General features: G+C 48.7%; 15 protein-coding genes. 10 read left to right on the forward strand and 5 right to left on the reverse strand.

All coding sequences use genetic code 11. The features are described 5' to 3' along the window. The first annotated feature begins 143 nt into the window (after nt 1–143). The 4 genes from purE to R3B84_08350 are packed head-to-tail and all read left to right on the forward strand — an operon-like array spanning nt 144 to nt 6,114. Nucleotides 144–632 carry a 5-(carboxyamino)imidazole ribonucleotide mutase gene (purE, locus tag R3B84_08335; protein MEZ6140564.1) on the forward strand — a complete coding sequence of 163 codons (489 nt, stop codon included), beginning with the start codon at nt 144–146 and terminating at the stop codon, nt 630–632. Then, nucleotides 629–1,741 (forward strand): 5-(carboxyamino)imidazole ribonucleotide synthase, encoded by a 1,113-nt coding sequence (locus tag R3B84_08340; GenBank protein MEZ6140565.1) that lies wholly within the window; start codon nt 629–631, stop codon nt 1,739–1,741. Before purE ends, R3B84_08340 begins: the two co-directional genes overlap by 4 nt. 54 nt (nt 1,742–1,795) lie before the next feature. Next, nucleotides 1,796–3,187: an undecaprenyl-phosphate glucose phosphotransferase gene (locus R3B84_08345; protein ID MEZ6140566.1), complete on the forward strand. Its 1,392-nt coding sequence runs from the start codon at nt 1,796–1,798 to the stop codon at nt 3,185–3,187. 50 nt (nt 3,188–3,237) lie between these two features. Continuing rightward, nucleotides 3,238–6,114 carry a c-type cytochrome gene (locus R3B84_08350; GenBank protein ID MEZ6140567.1) on the forward strand — a complete coding sequence of 959 codons (2,877 nt, stop codon included), beginning with the start codon at nt 3,238–3,240 and terminating at the stop codon, nt 6,112–6,114. A gap of 15 nt (nt 6,115–6,129) precedes the next feature. Here the strand turns inward: R3B84_08350 and R3B84_08355 are convergent, their stop codons facing one another. Next, on the reverse strand, nt 6,130–7,152 hold the full coding sequence (locus R3B84_08355; GenBank protein ID MEZ6140568.1) for a hypothetical protein: 1,023 nt from the start codon (nt 7,150–7,152) through the stop codon (nt 6,130–6,132). 87 nt (nt 7,153–7,239) lie between these two features. Between R3B84_08355 and R3B84_08360 the strand changes: the two genes are divergently transcribed. Further along, the gene (locus R3B84_08360) at nt 7,240–8,091 is read left to right on the forward strand and encodes a metallophosphoesterase (GenBank protein MEZ6140569.1); all 852 of its coding nucleotides are present in this window, start codon (nt 7,240–7,242) and stop codon (nt 8,089–8,091) included. On the opposite strand, the gene gnd is transcribed toward R3B84_08360, so the two are convergent. Beyond that, nucleotides 8,088–9,545, reverse strand: coding sequence for a decarboxylating NADP(+)-dependent phosphogluconate dehydrogenase (gene gnd / locus R3B84_08365; protein ID MEZ6140570.1), 1,458 nt, complete (start codon nt 9,543–9,545; stop codon nt 8,088–8,090). The genes R3B84_08360 and gnd overlap by 4 nt on opposite strands. 285 nt (nt 9,546–9,830) lie before the next feature. On the opposite strand from gnd, the gene R3B84_08370 reads away from it, so the two are divergent. Both R3B84_08370 and R3B84_08375 read left to right on the forward strand, forming a co-directional pair. Further along, entirely contained in the window at nt 9,831–12,254 is a 2,424-nt protein-coding gene (locus R3B84_08370; protein ID MEZ6140571.1) for a DUF1592 domain-containing protein, read from the forward strand. A gap of 1 nt (nt 12,255) precedes the next feature. Further along, nucleotides 12,256–13,587 (forward strand): DUF1552 domain-containing protein, encoded by a 1,332-nt coding sequence (locus tag R3B84_08375; protein MEZ6140572.1) that lies wholly within the window; start codon nt 12,256–12,258, stop codon nt 13,585–13,587. Between the two features lie 41 nt (nt 13,588–13,628). Here the strand turns inward: R3B84_08375 and hemW are convergent, their stop codons facing one another. The 3 genes from hemW to R3B84_08390 form a co-directional block, all read right to left on the reverse strand. Further along, on the reverse strand, nt 13,629–14,798 hold the full coding sequence (hemW, locus tag R3B84_08380) for a radical SAM family heme chaperone HemW (protein MEZ6140573.1): 1,170 nt from the start codon (nt 14,796–14,798) through the stop codon (nt 13,629–13,631). Next, the gene (locus tag R3B84_08385) at nt 14,788–16,791 is read right to left on the reverse strand and encodes a preprotein translocase subunit SecA (protein MEZ6140574.1); all 2,004 of its coding nucleotides are present in this window, start codon (nt 16,789–16,791) and stop codon (nt 14,788–14,790) included. The genes hemW and R3B84_08385 overlap by 11 nt, the downstream gene beginning before the upstream one ends. A gap of 150 nt (nt 16,792–16,941) precedes the next feature. Next, nucleotides 16,942–17,703 carry a gamma-glutamyl-gamma-aminobutyrate hydrolase family protein gene (locus tag R3B84_08390; protein MEZ6140575.1) on the reverse strand — a complete coding sequence of 254 codons (762 nt, stop codon included), beginning with the start codon at nt 17,701–17,703 and terminating at the stop codon, nt 16,942–16,944. A gap of 352 nt (nt 17,704–18,055) precedes the next feature. On the opposite strand from R3B84_08390, the gene R3B84_08395 reads away from it, so the two are divergent. The 3 genes from R3B84_08395 to R3B84_08405 all read left to right on the forward strand — a co-directional run bounded on the left by R3B84_08395 (nt 18,056) and on the right by R3B84_08405 (nt 21,572). After that, complete coding sequence (locus R3B84_08395; protein ID MEZ6140576.1) at nt 18,056–18,643, forward strand: NAD(P)H-dependent oxidoreductase; 588 nt, start codon at nt 18,056–18,058, stop codon at nt 18,641–18,643. Between the two features lie 124 nt (nt 18,644–18,767). Beyond that, a complete protein-coding gene (gene ppk1, locus R3B84_08400) occupies nt 18,768–20,987 on the forward strand; it encodes a polyphosphate kinase 1 (protein MEZ6140577.1) in 2,220 nt (739 codons plus the stop codon). Nucleotides 20,988–20,993: 6 nt separating this feature from the next. Then, the gene (locus R3B84_08405) at nt 20,994–21,572 is read left to right on the forward strand and encodes a DUF2760 domain-containing protein (protein MEZ6140578.1); all 579 of its coding nucleotides are present in this window, start codon (nt 20,994–20,996) and stop codon (nt 21,570–21,572) included. Nucleotides 21,573–21,575: the final 3 nt, after the last annotated feature.

A 21,575-nucleotide genomic window follows, 5' to 3' on the forward strand; every position in this document is an offset into this window, starting at 1 on the left:
CACTTAATTGAGCCGTGCAGTTCGCAAAAGTTCTTCTGAACGGGGATTACCTCGCACTGATTTCTTCAACTGCAAAGTTTCCCTTCAACGAAATCCACAATGGAAGTATAACAACCCATTGCTGTAGGAGGTTCGAATCCACCATGAAAGTTGGCGTAATCATGGGCTCCCAGTCCGACTGGCAAACCATGAACCATTGTGCGGTCACATTACAATTGCTGGGCATTGTCCACGAAGTGAAGGTGGTTTCTGCCCATCGTACACCTGATTTGCTGTTCGAATACGCCTCCACCGCTGCCTCACGTGGGCTGGAAATAATCATAGCTGGTGCAGGTGGGGCCGCGCATCTTCCGGGAATGGCGGCAAGCAAAACACACTTGCCTGTATTAGGGGTGCCGATTGAATCTGCCGTCTTACGCGGTGTCGATTCTTTGCTTTCCATTGTGCAGATGCCCGCTGGTATACCAGTAGCCACATTTGCAATTGGCAAAGCAGGTGCAATTAACGCAGCACTCTTTGCAGGTGCGATGCTGGCTCATCGATACCCTGAAATAGCACAAAAGGTGATTGAATATAGAACAAGTCAGACCGAGCGTGTCCTGGCCCAGCCTGATCCAGAGACTGCACCATGAAAGATCAAATCAAGATTGGGATCATTGGTGGGGGTCAGTTGGGGCGGATGCTTGCTCTGGCAGGTTATCCGCTGGGAATGGAATTTTCTGTTCTGGAAAATTCGCCTGACTGTCCTGCAGCACCCCTAGCAGAAATGATTCATGCAGGTTATGCAGATCCAATTGGCTTGGCACGCCTAGCAAACAGCTCTCAGGTAGTGACGTACGAATTTGAGAACATTCCCACGATCGAGATCGAAAAACTGGCAAATGATTATCCTGTTTATCCACCAGTGCCAGCGTTAAAGATTGCCCAGGATCGTATCAAAGAAAAGACATTCTTTGCAGGATTAGGCATTCCTGTGCCACGTTTTGCTCCGGCAGATACCTACGAACAGCTTCAGGCAGCGTGCGAGCAGATTGGCTTTCCCTGTGTCGTAAAAACAACACGCTTTGGTTACGATGGCAAAGGCCAATCGGTAGTACATTCTGCCGAATCGGTTCGCACCACTTGGGATCTGTTGCAGGGCAATATGTTGATCGTGGAAGAAATGATTCCATTTGACAGAGAACTTTCCATCATTGCCGTACGCCGGCCAAACGGCGAAATGAACTGTTACCCATTAATTGAAAATACCCACTCCAAGGGAATCCTGCGATTTTCCGAGCCGTATGCTGCTGCCGACAGCACTGCAAAGCAAGCACAAGCCAACAGGATCGTTGAACAGACAATGCAGCATTTAAACTATGTTGGGGTGCTGACCATTGAATTATTTGATCTTCGAGGCAAATTGCTGGTAAATGAAATGGCCCCACGGGTGCACAATTCCGGCCACTGGACTATCGAAGGAGCTGTGAGCAGTCAGTTTGAAAATCATTTGCGTGCCATTACCGATTTGCCTTTGGGAAGTTGCGGTTTAGTGGGCAATACAAAAATGTGGAACTTGATTGGTTCCTGGCCACCACCAGAAACGATGTTACGCATTCCTGGCGTGCACCTTCACTTATATGGCAAAGCCCCCAGGTATGGCAGGAAAGTAGGTCATGTCACCTACCACAGTGGTGAACCACTTGCCCCGGATGTCGTGCAGGAAATTTCTCAACTGGTAAATGAAAATACTTTGGGTTAATCTGAACAAAAGCATGAAAGCTGAACAAGGAACAATTGAACGAAGGCAACAGTTATGATCAAGCAACGAAGCCAGACTCTGTTAATCTGGTTCCAACTCTGGGACATTCTTACGATGTCCGGTGCTTGGATCATGGCGTATTTTATTCGCTTCTCAAGCTATCTGCCGATCACCAAAGAACAGCCACCGTTCGAACAATGTTTATACAATTTGCCCGCGGTCGCAATTGCGGTCGTGCCCGCTTTTCGCCTTGCTAAAGCTTACGAAGTACAACGACTCAATCGCTTGCGTGAAGACATCTGGTCGGTGATCAAAGGCACCCTCTTCACAGTATTTATCGTGATGGGAATTGGTTTTTACACCCAGGATCCCTATGTGTCTCGAGGTGCCATGTCGCTGTTTGCAGCACTCGGCTTTCTGGGTGTCATCTTTACCCGTCGCTTATCCTGGTGGGGGGTGCATTTCTTGAGATCGCGTGGCTACAACCCAACTTTTTCCGTTGTTGTCGGCACGGGTCGTGTTGCCAGAAAAACAGCCAGTGCCTTGCGACGTGCCACCTGGATGGGAATTCGCAACGTGGGCTTCATTGAAAACAACCCCACCCGATGGTCAAGCGATCTGGACATTCTGGGTACCATCGACGATTTGCCAAATCTGATTCATCAGTACAAAATCAGCCATGTCTTCATCGCCTTACCAATGAATCGCTTTCATGAAGCACGCAAGGTATTTGATGTGCTGTCTCAGGAGATGGTCGAAGTTCGATTATTGGCTGATCTGCCCGCCCTGACTGGTTTTTCATTACGCATGTCGATATTGGATGGCATGCCGATGCTCGGGTTGCGGGAAACACCCCACTATGGGGCGAATATTATTATTAAACGAGTCATGGATATAGTGATCTCCAGCATCTTTTTAATTGTCATTTCACCTTTGCTGATTTTCGTTGCACTGCTGGTCAAATTCACCAGCAAAGGACCAGTGTTTTACCGCCAGGAAAGGTGCGGTCTGAATGGCAAATCGTTCCAGATGCTGAAGTTTCGCACCATGAGACCAGATGCTGAAAAGGAAACCGGTCCAGTGTGGACCAAGCAGAACGATGAACGCAAAACGACGATCGGCAATTTTTTACGAAAAACCAGTATCGACGAACTGCCCCAGTTCATCAACGTAGTGCTTGGGCATATGTCGATTGTTGGCCCCAGGCCAGAACGACCAGTATTTATTGAAAAGTTTCGTAAAACCGTACCCAATTATATGATTCGCCATTCAGTGAAATGTGGTATTACTGGCTGGGCACAAGTGAATGGCTGGCGTGGGAATACTTCCTTGCGTCGGAGGGTGCAGTTTGACCTCTATTACATCACCCACTGGAATCCGTGGTTTGATATCAAAATTATGTTGATGACGGTTTGGAACGGATTTCTGCATCGAAACGCTTATTAGATACATTTGATATTGCTTAGCAATATTGCAACTCCCAAAGGAGCCTCTCCATGATGACAACTTTTTTGCTGACAAGCCTGGTGCTTGCCCAGACAGATTTTCCAACACCAAATAATACAGAAAAGAAAACCGATGTGCCACTGATGTCCGCTCCGGATGCCGCACGTGGGTTGCAGGTGCCACCCGGAGTATCTGTAACTGTGTTTGCTGCCGAACCTGATGTACAGAATCCAATTGCGGTGAATTGGGACAGAAAAGGCCGTCTGTGGGTAGCAGAAAACTACACTTACGCAGAGCGCCCCACACGCTTTGATCTGAAGTTGCGAGATCGCATCATTGTTCTGGAAGATACCAACCAGGATGGGGTGGCAGATCAACGCAAAGTATTTACTGATCAATTGCAAATGCTGACCAGCGTGGAAGTGGGAAAAGGTGGAGTCTGGGCAATGTGCCCCCCACAGTTATTATTTATTCCCGATGCGAATGAGGATTGCGTGCCGGATGGACCGCCGATTGTCGTGCTGGACGGTTTTACTGTTGCAGAAAGCAACTACCACAACTTTGCGAACGGTTTGAGATTTGGGCCGGATGGCTGGCTCTACGGCCGCTGTGGGCATTCCTGCCCGGGAAATATTGGCTTGCCTGGCACCCCACCGGAACAGCGTTATCCCATTTATGGTGGTATCTGGCGGTATCATCCCAAGCGAAAAACTGTTGAAGTTCTGGTACAGGGAACAACGAACCCATGGGGCCACGATTGGGATCAACATGGCGAACTCTTTTTCATTAATACTGTCAATGGGCATCTATGGCACTGCATGCCTGGGGCACATTTCAAAGAATCTTTCGGCGTCAGTAGAAATCCAGGTGTCTTCGAAAGAATGGACACCATCGCTGACCACTACCACTTTGATGTGAAAGGTGGCTGGCAGGCAAGCCGAGATGGCAAAGCAAACGACCTGGGTGGCGGTCATGCACATATCGGCATGATGATCTATCAGGCGAATCAATGGCCAGCGTATTATCGAAATAAACTGTACACATTAAACATGCATGGCCGGCGTACCAACGTGGAAAAACTGGAGCGGTCCGGTTCTGGATATGTGGGCAAGCACGAACCTGACCTGTTTCTGGCAAAGGATCCGTGGTTCCGCGGTATGGAACTGACCACAGGCCCCGATGGAAATATTTATCTTGTCGATTGGAGTGACACGGGAGAATGTCACGAACAATCTGGCGTGCACCGCACCAGTGGGCGAATCTTCAAGTTAAGTTACGGCAAACCATCAAGCCAGATGCAATTCAAACGCCCCTGGTGCATGAATCACTCTACCCCACTGGCACAGTTGTGGCAGGATTATCAGGATGAAAAAGTAACTGAAGAACAATTGCTTCAGTTGCTGACTAATCCAGATGAACACCTGCGAGCTTGGGCTATTCGCCTGCTTGCAGACACCTGGCCACTGGATCGCTTATCGGGTCCACTACCAGGTGTAAGTTATCCCGCGAAAGATCATGTTTTGCAGGCAATGATTGAACTTGCTAAAACCGATCAGTCAAGTCTGGTTCATCTGACGTTAGCCACAACAATGCAACGAATGCCCATTGCAGCACGCAGCAAATTGGCAAGTGCATTATTTACCCACGAAGAATATGCCAGTGATGCTTTTCTGCCTTACCTGGTGTGGTATGGTTTAATGGCCGTGGGCGATCAACAACCGGAAACCTTGGCAGAATTACTCCCGCAGTGCCAGTGGCCACAAACAGTTCGCTGGATGATAAGGAAACTGACCACGCAGATAGAACAGAAACCAGAAGCTTTTAGTGCCGCGATCAAGGCGACATTGCAGTTGCAGATGAAACTGAAGCAGGAAGTTCTTAATGGCATTGCAGAGGGATTACAGGGATATGTGAAATTGCCCAAACCTACATGCTGGGATCAATTTATTTCATTACCCGAAATTGCCAACGATCCACGGCTGATTTCACTGAATGCTGTTTTTGGAACTGGCTTAAGCATTGCACAGATCGAAGCATTAGTGCGGGACAAAAAGAAAGATCATGGTGCACGCGTTGCAGCATGGAACAGTCTCGTCGCCGCAAAGCCGATGTCACTTCGTTCGATTGGCGAAACATTGCTTGGTGAACGGGAAATGTGTGTAGTTGCGGCACGCGGGTTGGCGGGATTTGATGATCCGAAAATTGCCCAGGCCATCCTCAATCGTTATCGCCTGGTGAGTGCCAACGAGCGTGGTAAGTTACTGGATGTTCTTTGTTCACGCACAACTTTTGCGAAAATTCTACTTCAGAATATTGGCAGTGCACCAAATCAAGTCCCTGTTAGCGATCTCAGCGCAGCCCAGGCCAGGCAGATTGCCTCATTTCATGACAAAGATCTCCAGCAACTTCTCATGGCGAAGTGGGGCACTTTGCAGGAATCAACTGCAGCACGCCAACAGCAGATTGCAGAACTGAAAAGCAAGCTGACCAAGAAAGTGCTGGCTGAGGCCAATCTATCTAATGGAAAAGCCCTGTTCGTAAAAAACTGTGCGGCCTGCCACAAAATGTATGGTGAAGGCGGGGCAATTGGTCCAGATATTACTGGTTCCCAACGCGATAACATGGACTATCTGCTTGGGAACATCATCGATCCCAGTAGTGAAGTTCCCGCTCAGTACCTGAATACGATTGTGGAAATGACCGACGGCAGACAACTGGGTGGGATAGTTGTTCGTGAATCTCCTCAGGTGGTAGTGCTGCAACTGCCTAATGAGCAGGTAACCTTGAATCGCCAGGATATTCAGGCAATGAAAAGGTCAAACAAATCATTCATGCCAGAGGATCTTTTGCAACCACTGCGATTTGAAGAAGTGGTGGATCTGATTGGGTACCTAATGAACAAAGATCCTTTGAAAGTACCGAAATAGATCATCGATGAAGTATTATTTTTTCGGCAGTGGTACTTTCAGGTAGTTCACCGATTTGTCAGATTCGATGGCAACATAGGTGATATGCAAGGCATTGTCTTTCAACAGCAGCCCCACGTTCGAATGTTTGCGGGCATTCGGTAACGCCTGCAACTCCCGGATTATTCCCTGTTCTTTATCAAGTTCGCCGACAACCACGCGGGGGTCTTTTTCCAGAATGTTGCAGGCCACAAAAATACGACCGTCGTTAGTACGCACCAGACTTGGGTTGGCAAGGATCTGTTTCATTTCTTTCCATTCCCAATCTTTTTCATCTAACTTCTGATTCAGGATGTAGTACGCAGGTAAATTGGCCCCAGCCTGGCCGGTACTGCGGGTAAAGATCACGTCCAGTTTGTTATCTTGAACAACCGCAGCAAGTTGTTCCGGGAAAAAGCCAGTGAAAGTTTCCTCATATTTGATACCGGAATCAATGGTGCCATCCACACGGTGCATTTGTATTGTTGTCGCACTGCCACAGATGCAGCCACGAACAAACATATAAGGCGACTTCTCATTCCAGGTGACTCGGTTTGGGTGCGTGCCAGATGGCAACAGGCGGCTATGGTCAGACCACTTCTTACCATCTTTGGAGTACCAGACCAGCGTGGAAAAACTGGCACCATACATCGGCAATGGCCGATTGGAATAATCTCCGGGATAGACACCAGATGCCGTCAGCATTAATAAGCCGTTTGGACTAACTGTTAATGCAGGCTGATAAAGTCGCGTTGCATCCATGGGCGCTGAAATCGTTGCCAGCTTTTCCCAGGTCCTGGTATCTTTGGAAGAGTAGATCTGAATAGTGCCATCTGTCTTGATATCTTTGGAATTGGTCAGGAAAGAAACAAAATACTGTTTGTTCCACTCCACCAAATCACAATGGGAGTAAAGATCCACTCCTCTGGTAATGGCAATTGGCTTTTCTTCTGCAGGCAGCACTGATGAAAATGCCAGCAGTATGGCACTTACAATCAAATGGCGGGGGAGGGTTTTCATTTTTGCATCCTGTAACACAATAAAGATATTCTACCTGGGCGTTGCTATAGTAGATGGTTGACTCCTGCGAAAACTTTCAGAAAAATTATGCCAGATGCAGAGAAACTCATCACGATGATCTATCGTGCCATCGAAGCGGTTCGAAGCACGGCTGGTCGGCGTGGCAAATTGATTGAACTCAACTCAGCACACGAAGTGATTGTCGTGGGGGATCTACACGGTAACCTGGACAATTTCAAACGGATCCTTCCCGAATTACAATTGAAAGATAACCCTCATCGTCATCTGGTGCTGCAGGAAGTAATTCATGGCAAACACAGCTATCCCACAGGTGGTGATAAGTCGCACCAGTTGCTGGACGTTTTCTGTGCGATGAAAAGCCAGTTTCCGCAACAGGTCCACCTGATAATGGGTAACCATGAGTTATCGCAATGGATCGATCGGCCAATTGTGAAAGGTGGTACCAACAACAATGATCGGTTTCTGGCAGGCATCGCCGAATATTATGGTGCCACGCATGTAGACAGGATCGAAGATGCGTACAAGAAATTGTTCAAAATGTTGCCTTTAGCCATCCGCACCAGCAATCGTGTCTTTATCAGCCACAGTATTCCAGGGAAAAAATATCGAGATCAATTTGCGTTACATCACCTGGAAACAGATAGCCCACCGAATCAGGATCTGTTGCCTGGTGGCAGTATTTACGAACTCCTGTGGGGCCGGGATGTTTCTGAAGAAAATGTGAAGAACTTTCTCGGTAAAGTAGCGTGTGATTGGCTGATTACTGGCCATATTCCATGCGATAACGGTTATCTGCTCCCTAATCCCCACCAGGTGGTTATCGAAACCTCGGAACTTCCTGGTGCGTATATTCGCTTTGCAACCAACATTCCACTCAACCACGAATTGCTGGTTTCCGGCATCAAAATGCTGCACTAAACGTTGTAGCTGCTGCTGGAAGTATCCCCACCACGACCAGTCCAGTTGGTGTGAAAGAACTGGCCACGTGGCTGATCAATTCGCTCGTAGGTGTGGGCACCAAAATAATCCCGCTGAGCCTGTAACAGGTTTGCAGGTAGTCTTGCTGTGCGATAGCCATCATAAAAGCTGAGAGCGGTAGAAAATGCAGGCACAGGAATGCCAGCCTGCACGGCAGCAGCAATCACTTGCCTCCAACCCGTCTGACAGCGATTGACTTCTTCACAGAAATAGGGATCCAACAGCAGATTTGTTAAATTGGGATTGCTGTCAAAGGCATCCTTGATCTTGCCGAGGAAGCGACTTCGGATAATGCATCCCCCACGCCACATCAGAGCAATGCCTCCATAGTTCAGGTTCCAGTTGTTGGCTTTGGCGGCGGCCTGCATCAGCATATAACCCTGGGCATAACTCACGATTTTTGACGCATATAGAGCATCGCGAATCGCAGCCACAAACGCTTTTTCGTCTGTTTGAATTCTGCTGGAGGCGGGGCCAGGAAGAATACCAGATGCAATAACCCGTTCTTCTTTCAAAGCAGATACGCATCGCGAATAGACTGCTTCGGCAATCAGGGTAATGGGCATTCCCAGTTCCATTGAATCAATTACTGTCCACTTACCGGTACCTTTTTGCCCCGCTGTATCCAGAATATGGTCAACAAGAGCACTTCCATCCTGCTCGCGATAAGCAAGGATGTCGCGTGTAATCTCAATCAGGTAGCTGTCCAGAACTCCCAGGTTCCATTCAGCAAATACATCATGCATCTGCTCGGCAGAATAACCCAGACCATCACGCATCAATTGGTATGCTTCGCAAATCAGTTGCATATCGCCATATTCAATACCATTGTGGACCATTTTCACATAGTGCCCTGCCCCACCTTCACCGACCCAGTCGCAACAAGGGGCACCACCTTCCACTTTGGCGGAAACTGCCTGAAAAATCTCTTTCACGTGGGGCCAGGCTGCGGGGGAACCGCCCGGCATAATACTGGGGCCACGCCGTGCCCCTTCTTCTCCTCCGGAAACGCCCGTTCCGATGAAAAGCAACCCTTTTTGTTCCAGTTCTTTGTGCCTGCGGGCACTATCCTGGTACAGTGAATTCCCACCGTCGATGATAATATCTCCAGGCTCCAGGTGAGGAACAATCTGGGCAATGAAGTCATCCACTGCCTGTCCAGCCTTCACCAACATCATCACGCGACGTGGGCGTTTCAATTTGGCACACATTTCTGCAATGGAATGTGCCCCGACCACGTTGGTACCTTTGTCCTCTTTGGCGAGAAACTCATCTACTTTCGACACTGTTCGATTGAATGCCACAATCTGATAACCATGATCGTTCATGTTCAAAATCAGATTCTGACCCATTACCGCCAGACCAATCAACGCCAAATCACCAGTTGCTTCCATCGGTACCTCAAATCTAGGAGAATAGGAACTTTTTATGAACATTGGGGCATTTTGGGTGGGAAACAACGCGGGATGTATTCATGTCTGCTTTTTTTCTGAAAAAACACAAATTAACTGCCTAATTCCGCCCACCGATTACCTAATTTAGTTAGTTTTCATCTAAGCAGTGGGACTGCCGAGCGACATTGAATGGTAATGTTCGTTGATTTTCTCTGGCGAGGTAGAAACCACCTTTCATGGTTTCATGCTGTTTTGACATGCACCCTGGTTTTCTTTCATTTCAATTTGGCTGACGGTGCCGAAAATACTGGCACACGATTTTTGCAGCAATACTGCACCAATTGTCACGGAGAAACTATCCAGGAATCGGGCGTGCGGGTCGATCAACTGGCTGATTATCGGCCAGGCGAACGAAACTTCTGGACGATGATCCATCAAAAAATTCAGCGTGGGGAGATGCCACCGAAAACTGCCGTCCAGCCCAGTGCAAAAGAGAAAGAGGCCATGCTCACCTGGATCCGCAATATGCAGATCCAGCAGCCACCTGTGGGTTTTCGACGATTGAACCGACGAGAATTAGCCGCTTCGCTACGTGAAATCACTGGTTTGAATATCGACTACGGATTTTCGATGCCTGCTGATGGTACCGTTGCTGGGTTCGATACGGGTGCAGAAAATCTACCAGACTCTCCCGACGGTGTTGCACACTGGCTGACAATGACCCAGCGTGCGGTGAATGCTCTCTCATTTTTTGAACCGCCATCAACACAATTACAGTTTTCTGCCGATCTACAGAGTGCTAAGGATCCCAAAAAAACTCTCGAAGCCTGGAAACAAGGTGGGGCAACGATCAAAGTGAAAGGTATCCCACGGGTGGGGCAAGGTTTGTGGCTGGAACCGAAAGCACTTGGAGAAAGAGATGAGTTTTCCTTCACAATTCCTGTCCAGCCATCGCGCACTGGCGTGTTGCGGCTCAAACTGCTTGTTTCAGTCCATAAATCTCGACCGGAATTGCCCAGTCCCCACCTTTGGGTGGATGTGGCAGGTCAAGACATCGATTTTTGCGAAATTTCCAATCCACCTGACCGGCCACGTGAACTGATTTATGAGGTACAACTGGATGATCTGGCAGTGCAGGACAAAGGAGTGAAAATTTCGCTGAGCAATAAGGTGGAGGTTCCTTATGCTGTCAATGGTTACGAAAATGATGATCGATCGAATCCCAACGATGCTCCACCAGGTGGGACGGGGTTATTTCGACCAAAGTTTGATCGAAAATCTCTGCCACTGGAGCAGCACCCTGCTCCTTATCTTGTGCTGCACGCGATTGAACTGAACACCAACTACAACGCCAGTTGGCCACCAACCCATTGGCAGGTGAAACTACCTGAAAAACAGCCCAACAGCGAGTACGCAGCCCGGCTTATCGGGTTGTGGCAGGAAAAAGCCTGGCGAAGACCCATTACCGCTGAAGAAAGCAAGCCATTCATCGCACTGTATGAACAACAACGCAAACTCGGGTTGTCCTTTGATGCCGCTGTGCGGGCGGCGTGTCAATCGATCCTGATGACCACACAATTTCGTTTTCTGGGCAGTCCTGGTGGAGGAAATTCCCCCAACAATGATCCGTTTCAACTGGCATCTCGAATTAGTTTTGATATGTGGGGTGGCCCAACCGATCAGGAATTATTAAATGTCGCTGCCAGCGGTAAGTTATCGGAGCCAAAGCAGTTAAATCGACAGATTCACAGACTGCTTGAAAGTCCAAGGTGTAAAACAGGATTCTTGAAACCATTCACCAGACAATGGCTGGAACTGGATCAGCCCATTACGATCACTTCATCGCACATTTCCAAACAGGATTTTCGTTTCGCACGCCATTTGAAAGAATCAATGAAAGCAGAAACAACTGCTTATATAGCCGAAATGCTATCAAAAAATCGCCCCATTTCAGAATTGATTGATAGCAACTGGACAATGTTGAACGAAAGTCTTGCATACCATTATCAACTCCCACCTGTTGTGGGGGCAGAACTTCGAAAAGTAAACCTGCCCGGAACATTCCAACGTGGGGGCCTGATAGCTCATGCAGGAATTCAATCAATGCTCTGCTGGATGGGAGACAATTGGGTCATCTATCGTGGGGTCTGGTTTGCGAGGGCTATTCTGGATATGCCCCCACCTGCCCCACCACTGGAGGTTCCAGAACTGGATCCTGCCAGAACCAAAGGGAAAACCTACCGCGAGATTTTGAAAATTCACCAGGAAGACCGACATTGTGCGGTGTGCCATAAAAATATCGACCCACTTGGTTTTGCTTTCCAGAACTTTGATATCAGCGGTAGGTGGCGAACGGAAGAATTTGAAAACTACAAACGTAGTGAACTGGATGGTAAAATCGCCTGGGTCGGCAGTGGCAAGTCCCGGCCCGTTGATTCCGTTGGCAGCCTCCCACGTGGGGAGACATTTCAGACCTATCCGGAGTTTAAAAAATTAGTAGTTTCTCATTACTCCAATGACATTGCACGTGGAGTGTTGAAGAAACTGTTTCTGTACACCACTGGTTACCCACCTGGTGTGGTGGAGATGGAAGAAATTGAAGCAATTCTGAAAGCGAATGCCAAAAATGATTATTCCCTCAGAGATTTAGTGGTCAGCACATTGCTTTCAAAGGCATTTTTACGTAACGAACTGAAAGTAGAGAAATAACATGAATCCGAAATCATACCCCATGCACCGCCGAACGCTTTTACGTGGTTTTGGTGCCACATTAGCTCTCCCTTACCTGGAAATCATGCAAGGCACGACGCTTGCCAAAGAACATGGCACTGCAGAACCTCGTCGTTTGGCCTGTTTTTACATTCCCGGTGCGATTGGTAGGCATGGCTGGTTTCCGAAAGACACCGGCCCCAAATATACTTTGGCCCCCACGCATCAACCGTTAGCCCACCATCGAGAGCGATTTTCGGTACTGTCGAACCTTTCTCACATCGCAGGCCGAATCAGTGGTCATGTTCATCCTTACAATTGGCTCACCGGCCACAACATTAATCTGACACCGGGAACAATCACCAATACTGTCTCGATGGATCAAGTGGCTGCCAAACACCTTGGCTCCACCTGGCTGTCGTCGCTGGTTCTCTCATTTGCAGATGGGGTGGGAACTACCACATTGTCTCGAAATTCTCTGGGTGTGGATATCCCTGCGACGGCAAATTATCGTACCGTTTTCGAAAAACTGTTCCCACCTGCCGATAAAGAACAGTTAAAACAGGCCGAACAACGACTTGAAACCGACAGAAGTATTCTGGATACAGCAGGCCAGCAATTGAGTGGGATGAATCATCAGTTGAGCGGTGCTGATCGACAGCGATTAACACAGTATTTCGATTCGATTCGTGATGTCGAAAAACGGCTTAACGACAACAGGTCAATTCTGCAGAGAGGTCGACCGAAGTTCGACGAATCTGCCGTGCGTCTGGAACCGCAGGTCAAAAATAAAATGCAGGAACATATCGAATTGATGATGGACCTGATTGCTCTCGCATTTCAAACTGATATGACCCGCGTCGTCACCCAGAGCCTGGGTGGGGAAGGTGGACCGAATTACGATGAATATAAAGATTGGGCATTGAAGGCCGGCGCCCCTGTACGCGGGGCCCACGATGTTCACCACAAAGGTGGGCAGGCAAGCAAAGATTCGCCAGATGATCAAGTTATCAGCAATCGCGACCGCATGTTATGTAGTTGTCTGGCAAAACTGATGGATCGTTTGCACAACATCCCAGCACAGGAAGGCACTTTGCTGGATCACACCGTAATCCTGTTTGGTGGGGCACAGATTTCCAGCCACTCTGGGAAGAGTTTCCCCACGTTGCTTGCAGGTGGGAACCGCCTCGGCTTCAAACATGGTCAACACATTCGATATCAAGGAGATAAAGTCCCGATGTCGAACCTTTATCTCACCATCTTGCAACAACTTGGCTGCCCCGTGGATCGATTCAAGGAAAGCACGGGCACACTCGGCGATATTTTAGTTTAAAGTTAAGATTCTTACACTGAAGAATCTCAATCGTAATTTATTTATCCCCACACCAGTTTACTAATCAGATAATCTGCCAGCGGGCGGCCTTTTTTGTTCAGACTGATCGAATCCGTGCTTTCCAGCACATAACCCTGCTGCACCAGGTTGTGAAGATTACTTTGAAGCAGATCTCGAATGTCGTAATTCGTTTGCTTCAGAAAATCATCGATCTGAATCCCCATCGTGCGGCGAAGTTGGATTGCGGCAGTTTCCTGGGCAGTTTCCGATGGTGAAAGTAGTTCTGATTGAAACGTAGGTGATTGCCCCGTAAAGACTTTCGCAAAATATGCATCGAAATTCCGGGTGTTGGTTTCCCGTTTACCCTGCACATAGCGTGCGGCACCTAAACCGTAGCCCCAGTAGGCGTGGTTGGCCCAATACACATGGTTGTGCCTGCATTGACTACCTGAAAGAGCAAAATTAGAGATTTCGTAGTGCTGGTAACCGTTGGTTTCCAGAAAATCGATTGCCAACTGGTACATCTCCAGTTCCAGGTCATCCCCAAGTGGGGCTAACAAGCCCTGATTCACCTGCTTCCATAGTGGTGTGCCTTTTTCGTAAGTAAGTCCATATGTGGAAAGGTGTTGCAAACCGAAATCGACCGCCCGCTGCAGGTCGAGCTGCCATTGCGACAGGGACTGACCGGGGATGCCAAAAATCAGATCAATTGAAATAACTGGAATTGCTGGTTTCAACAATTCAATGGCTCGATCGATCTGTTGCGACTGGTGACCGCGATCCAATTGCAACAGTAGGGCATCCTGGAAAGATTGGACGCCCAGACTGATCCGATTCACCCCTGCGTGCTGCAATATGGCCACTTTCTGGGGATTGAGAGTTTCAGGCGTCGATTCGATCGAAAATTCCCCACCTGGTGCTAAAGGGAAATATTGGGCCAACATTGTAAAGAACTGTTCGAGTTGTTTTTCTGGCAGATATGTAGGCGTGCCTCCACCCACAAATATCGATGTTGGGTGTCCAGAACAACCCGATTGAAGAATTTCCTCTTCCAATGCCAGCAGGTAGCGATCAATCTTGTAATCCTGCCCACTGACAACAGCAAAATCGCAATAGCCACATTTGTGGGCACAAAATGGCAGATGAATGTAGAGTGCTTTTGGGAAAAGCCATGGCTGACAATGAGGATCTGTTAATAAATCAGTCGACAAAAGGATCAGCTCCTAAATCACTAAGCAGTTCTCTGCGCTGCCGTTCATAGTGCATAAGGTCGAGGCGTTGTTTCAAATGGCGTTTTTCCAGTAATTTTTGAGCCATTGGAAACAATTTTGCAAACTGCTGCCAATCTCGCTGCCCACCGTGGGCCAACCGGATCAACGCTTCCTGCCGTACCGGTCCCAGTGCTTCCAGAATTTTGTCTTCCAGGCAGAGGAAAAATTGGGCACTGCCCCGATCGCCTTGTCGTCCCGCACGACCTTTTAACTGGCGGTCGATACGGATCGCTTCATGACGTTCCGTCCCAATTACATGCAAGCCACCGAGTTCCGCAACTCCGGGCCCCAGTTTGATATCTGTCCCACGTCCGGCCATATTGGTGGCCACCATCACACTGCCACGTTGACCGGCTTTCGAAACGATTTCAGCCTCATTTTTGTCCTGTTTCGCATTCAAAACCACGTGGGGGATACCTGCAGCAGTCAGTAATTCAGAAACTCGCTCCGATTTATCAACCGCTCGGGTACCAATCAACACTGGTCTGCCCAACTCGTGAAAGCGTTTCACATCCTCCACCACTGCGGCAAATTTGGCCTCTTCGGTCGGAAAAATCCGGTCAGGTAGTTCTTCCCGAATCACAGGCCGATTCGTGGGCACGGGCACCACCGTTAGTTTGTAAACACGTTTGATTTCTCGGGCGTTCTGCACCACCGTACCCGTCATCCCGGCTAACTTTTCATAAGTCCGAAAAAAGCTCTGGTAGGTAATACTCGCAGCGTGATCCGCCGCCAGGTGAATCGTTACCCCTTCTTTCGCTTCCACCGCTTGATGCAGGCCCTGCTGCCAATGGCGATCGGGCATTGGGCGTCCCGTGCTTTCATCCACAATCACAATTTCGCCATCATGAATCACATAATGCTGGTCTTTAATGAAACGATAATGGGCATGGACTGCCTTTTCCACCGCCTCCACCAATTTATCCATGGCAGGTGCATGGGGCCCACTTGGGGGATTGGAATAGCGAATTTCCATCCGTCCTGATTCCGTCAGTTCCAGCTTTTCTTTCTTGATATCCAGTCGAAAATGCTCTGATCGGCGTAGTTTTCGTGCGACCCCGTCCGCCCAGTGGTACATGATACACTCTTCTGGCTTTGCATCCCGCGTGGGGGAGGCAATAATCAGTGGGGTGCGGGCTTCATCGATAAAAATACTGTCTGCCTCGTCCACTAGGGCAAAATAATGACCCCGCTGCACACGATTATCGGCAACATTTGCGCCTGGTTGGCTTAACCAAGGTGTCCAGAAGTGGGATTTCGCAACCTGCCCACCCCGAACTTTCAACCGATCGCGCAAAAAATCGAAACCAAAGTCGGATGCAGTGGCATAGGTGATATCGCAAGCATAAGCCGCCTTACGTTGTGGCTCTTCCATCTGCTGTTGCAAAAAAGCACATTTCAGCCCAAGTTTTTCATATACCGGCCCCATTTCCAACGCATCGCGCTTTGCCAGGTAATCGTTTACGGTGGCAACGTGCACCCCTTTTTTCGCAAGTGCCCGCACACAGACCGGGAAAGAAGCCGTCAGCGTTTTTCCTTCTCCGGTAGCTAACTCGCACAAGGCACCGTAAAACATGACCACACCGGCTGCCAATTGCACGTCGTAGGCACGATAGCCCAGCACACGCCAGACTGCCACGGAACAAAGTCCAAAACCGCGTGCCACAAAATCACGCGACATATCACCCGCACGAGCCCGTCCTCGGAGCGCGTTTACCTGCGAAATCAAATCCTGGTCGCTGAGATTGCCGAATTCCTGTTCAAAATGTCTGATAGCAGGAAGAAAAGTAGCCGCATTGGCCAACCGCTTTTGGGCACCGAGTCCCAATTTGGCAATCAATTGATTGTATTTGATGGGGCCAAGGCGACCGGAATAGTCCTGCACGGGTGGTGGGCTGATTATGCCACGTTCTTTTGAAATACTCGCATTCACCAGAGATACCTTCGCAACTGTTCCACTGTTGCTATTGTATCTTGAGAGGTGCTTTCAACAAAAATAGTTCTCGCGAAATCAATGCGAATCACGTGAAGTTTGTATGCAAAGCCTTCTGATCGTTGGCATCGAACCTGATTTGATTTCGGTTTACGCTGCAGCAGCAAACACTTTGGGTTTTACCTGTTCTGCGGCATTTTCAACAAAACGAGCAAATAATTGTCGGTCCAGTGCACTGGCGGTATCCGCTTCCGGGTGCCATTGGACACCCAGACAGAACCAGTCGTCTTCCGATTCAATCGCTTCAATTACTTTATCCGGTGCGGTGGCACAAACCCGCAGGCCGTTGCCCAAAGTGGCAATCGCCTGGTGGTGTCGGCTGTTCACAATCAGTTCGGTGGTGTTGTAAATCTTATGTAACAGGGTGTTCTTCATCACCTCTGCGCTATGTTTGTGGGCCCGTTGTTCCGCATCAAAGTGGGGCATGGTGCCTGGCAGCGCTTCTGGAATGTGATGGTGGAGTGTACCACCCATCATCACATTGAGTTGCTGCATTCCGACGCCAATTGCCAGCACAGGAAGCTGCCGATCAATCACCATTTTAATGAGATTTCGGTCGCTGGTATCGCGTCGATCGGCCATCGGCTGCACATTTTTTGGATTCATATTACCATTGCGGCGGGGATCCATGTCCAGACCACCAGTCAGAATAATTCCATCCACCTGATTCAGCAGTGTTTTCAAGGCAAAATCGTCTGCCATTGGGGGAATCAGCAGTGGGATACCCTGGGCCCGCAGGATTTCATCAATGTAACCAGCATTCACCCGGGAATGGGCAGTAATTGTTTTGCTGGAATTGTAAAAATCGCAATTGATGCCAATGATTGGTCGAGCAAAAGTCTTGGCAGCCATGATGCACCCTCCTGGTGTCTATTCGGTCGGCTTATGTACTTCCTGTTCCCCACCGAGTAAGAGTTTGCGGATTACCCGGGATGGAAAGTTTACAACGTCTGTAACAGTTATGGCAATAGCAATTTCTTGTGGCGAGAGAAAAAATTCTCAAGTTACTAACCAATAAGCAGTTACGGCGAAAATGAAAATTAGCCGAGTGTTTATATATCCGACCTATAATATTTACTCATAGTTATATAACCAAATCACAACAAGAAGGTCCGTTAGAAGCAATTCTGCCAACAACGTGCGAAGTTCACTGATATCACTATCCTTTTATTGTCTATTCCATTGACACGAGGATTCTGAGGCGATGAGCGAACAGCCAACGATTGTGGCGATTTCTGGCAGCACCCGGAAAGAGTCGTTTAACACGAAATTGTTAAAAATTGTCGCACGTGGTGCTGAAGCAGCCGGTGCCAAAGTCACTATAGTCGATTTGAACGACTATCCAATGCCACTTTTTAACGAAGATCTGGAGAAAGCGGAAGGTCTACCCAAAGCTGCAGCGGATTTAAAGGCGCTGATGGCACAGCACCGTGGGCTGATCATTGCGTCGCCCGAATACAATTCTTCCATCAGCCCACTTTTGAAAAATACCATCGACTGGGTTTCCCGCAAAGTGGCTGGGGAACAACCGATGATGGCCTACCGAGGCAAAATCGCCTCATTGGTGGCAGCTTCACCGGGTGCCATGGGTGGTCTGCGTGGATTGGTGCATGTCAGGGCGATTCTGCAAAACATTGGCGTGACTGTGCTGCCAGGTCAGTTCGCTGTCAGCCAGGCAGGCCAGGCATTTGACGAATCTGGCAATTTGAAAGATGCTGCCACGCAAACCAAAGCAGAAAATATCGGTAAAGAACTGGCTGAATTTTTACTGCGGCTGGCACCTGCAAACTAAGCCAATATTGCCCACAATTCATAAACTGATTTAAGTTTTACCTGTTACAAAAACAGGTGGATACAAGCAAAAATATTCAACCAGAAAATCAGCAATCCGTCATTCAGTGCGGTATTGTGCAACTATGACTACGAGCGAAACTATTTCACCTGCAGAAATCAACCTGGACGATCCTTCGCTCTACATCAATCGCGAAATATCCTGGCTGGAATTTAATCGACGGGTTTTAGATGAGGCACGTGATCCCACCGTACCACTATTGGAACGTGCCAAATTTCTGGGGATCTTCTCTGCCAATTTAGATGAATTTTTCATGGTCCGTGTGGGTGGGCTGATGCAGAAAGTACACGCTGGCATCACCCGCTCTTTTGGTGCTGATCGCTCTCTACCCACTCAACAGTTGGAAGCAATCTCGCAACTGGTAGGCGAACTGGTTCAGGAGCAATACCGCACCTGGGCAGAAGAAGTCATGCCCGAATTGCAAAACAACAACATCAGCATCGTACGTTACGAAAAAGACCTCAGCGATGCGGATAAAGCCTTCATTCATGAATATTTTGTGAAAGAAGTGTTTCCCGTGTTAACGCCACTGGCAATCGATCCTGGCCACCCTTTCCCACACTTATCCAACCGTTCGATCAACCTGGCAGTCCAGTTGGAACGACCGAAAGCTACAGACAAATTATTTGCCGTGGTGCAGGTACCTGGGGTACTCAAACGCCTGATTGAGCTGCCCTCCCCCACTGGCAGTGCAGTGTTTGTCTCACTGGAAACAGTCATCCGTTTACATCTAAAAGATCTGTTTCCCGGGATGAAAATTGTCCATAACACGGCATTTCGGGTGACCCGCGATACTGAGTACGAAATTGAAGATGAAGAAGTAGAAGATTTGATGAAGGCGATTGAGGACAGCGTTCGCAAAAGGCGACGTGGGACCGCGATCCGCCTGGAAGTGGAAGCAGAGGCCAGCGAAGAAATCGTGTTTAACCTGTCCACCTCGATGGAGCTGGATACCGTTGCCGATGTCTTTGCAATCCCTGAATTGCTTGATTTGAGTTGCCTGTTCCAGGTCTATGCACTGCCGGGCTATACAGATTTGCGAGACCCACCATTTGTGCCGCAGCCCAATCATGAAATTTCCAGTGCATCGGACATCTGGACTGCAATAAAACAGAAAGATATCCTGCTCCACCACCCGTATGAATCTTTCGCACCGGTGGTGGACTTCATTGAATATGCCGCCTCAGACGACAAGGTCCTTGCAATCAAACAAACATTGTATCGTACTTCCCACGATTCTCCGATTGTCCGTGCCTTGCAGCGTGCTGCCGATGCTGGCAAACAGGTCACAGCCGTCATTGAACTGAAGGCAAGGCTGGATGAAGAGCGTAACATCCTGTGGGCCAGGGAGTTAGAAAAATCCGGCGTACACGTTGTCTTTGGTTTCGTGGGCCTGAAGACCCATTGCAAAGTTGCAATGGTGGTGCGGAAAGACGATGATGGCATTCGACGCTATATCCACCTGGGTACTGGGAACTACAACCCACAGACCGCACGTGTTTACACTGACATTGGTTTATTCACTTCCAATGCAGATTACGCTGACGATGTATCAGCACTGTTCAACTATCTGACAGGCTACAGCGAGCTACCTGTCTGGAAAAAACTGATTGTAGCCCCATCCCGCCTGCAAAGCTTCATGATTCAGCAGATCCTTCGCGAGCGTGATCTGCAATTGAAAGGGAAAAAGGGCCGCATTATCACCAAGATTAACGGCCTTCTCGAACCCGCTGTGGTGCAGGCACTCTACCAGGCAAGCCAGGCGGGGGTCAAAATCGACATTATTTGCCGTGGGATCTGCGCGTTGCGTCCGAAAATTCCTGGTGTCAGTGAAAATATCCGAGTGATTTCCGTTGTTGACCGCTTTCTGGAACATAGCCGAATTTTTTACTTCGGAAATGATGGCGAACCAGAAGTTTATGTTGGCTCCGCAGACTGGATGGATCGAAACCTCAGCAGGCGGGTAGAGGTAGTGTTTCCTATTGAAAATCCGGAAATGAAAGACCGCGTCATCAATGAAATTTTAATGAGTTCTGTGCGAGACAATGTCAAAGCACGTGAGCTGCAGGCAGATGGCAGTTATGTGCGAGTTCAGCCAGCAGAAAATGAACCTCCGTTTCGCAGCCAGTCTCATTTTCTGGAACTTGCCAGCAATCGTGCGATCCGCCGGGAATTAACTGCGGACAACAGTCCCAAAATTGCCGACACCAAAGGAATTCGACGTCCCAAAAAACCCAAAAAGGCAGAGGATATTCCTCCCCGCCGACAAGCAACTTCGGAGTAACGAACTGTGGAATATGTGATTGGAATCATCATTGGACTACTGGTGGGCGCCGGTGTTGGTGTCTTTCTGGGAATGAAAATGGCCATTGCGCGCTTCGGATCCCCTGCAACAGTGCAGCAATTAACCAAACTTGCAGAAAAAATGAAGCTGGATGCCAGCATCACTGAAAAGGTGGACAAAATCATTAATCCACCACCACCGAAACCGTCTGGCGAAGCAATTCGCATCCTCAGCATTCTACAGCGTGAAGCCCGATTACTCGATTTCCTGATGGAAGATGTGGCAGCTTTCAGTGACGAGCAGATTGGTGCTTCGGTGCGGGACATTCATGGAAAATCCCAGACTCAGTTGAAAAAAATCCTCACTCTGGATCCAGTACTTTCTTTAAAAGAAGGCGAAAGCGTCACCGTGAAAGAAGGCTTCGATCCATCGACGATCAGTGTTATCGGAAATGTCTCTGGCAAACCACCGTTCACAGGGATTCTCCAGCACTCCGGGTGGCGTGTAAAAGCGATGGCGATTCCCGCACTGCCTGATTCTGCAGACCCCATGGTGCTGATGCCGGCAGAAGTGGAAGTAGTTTAATTT

This window comes from Zavarzinella sp., assembly GCA_041399155.1.
Taxonomy (GTDB): domain Bacteria; phylum Planctomycetota; class Planctomycetia; order Gemmatales; family Gemmataceae; genus JAWKTI01.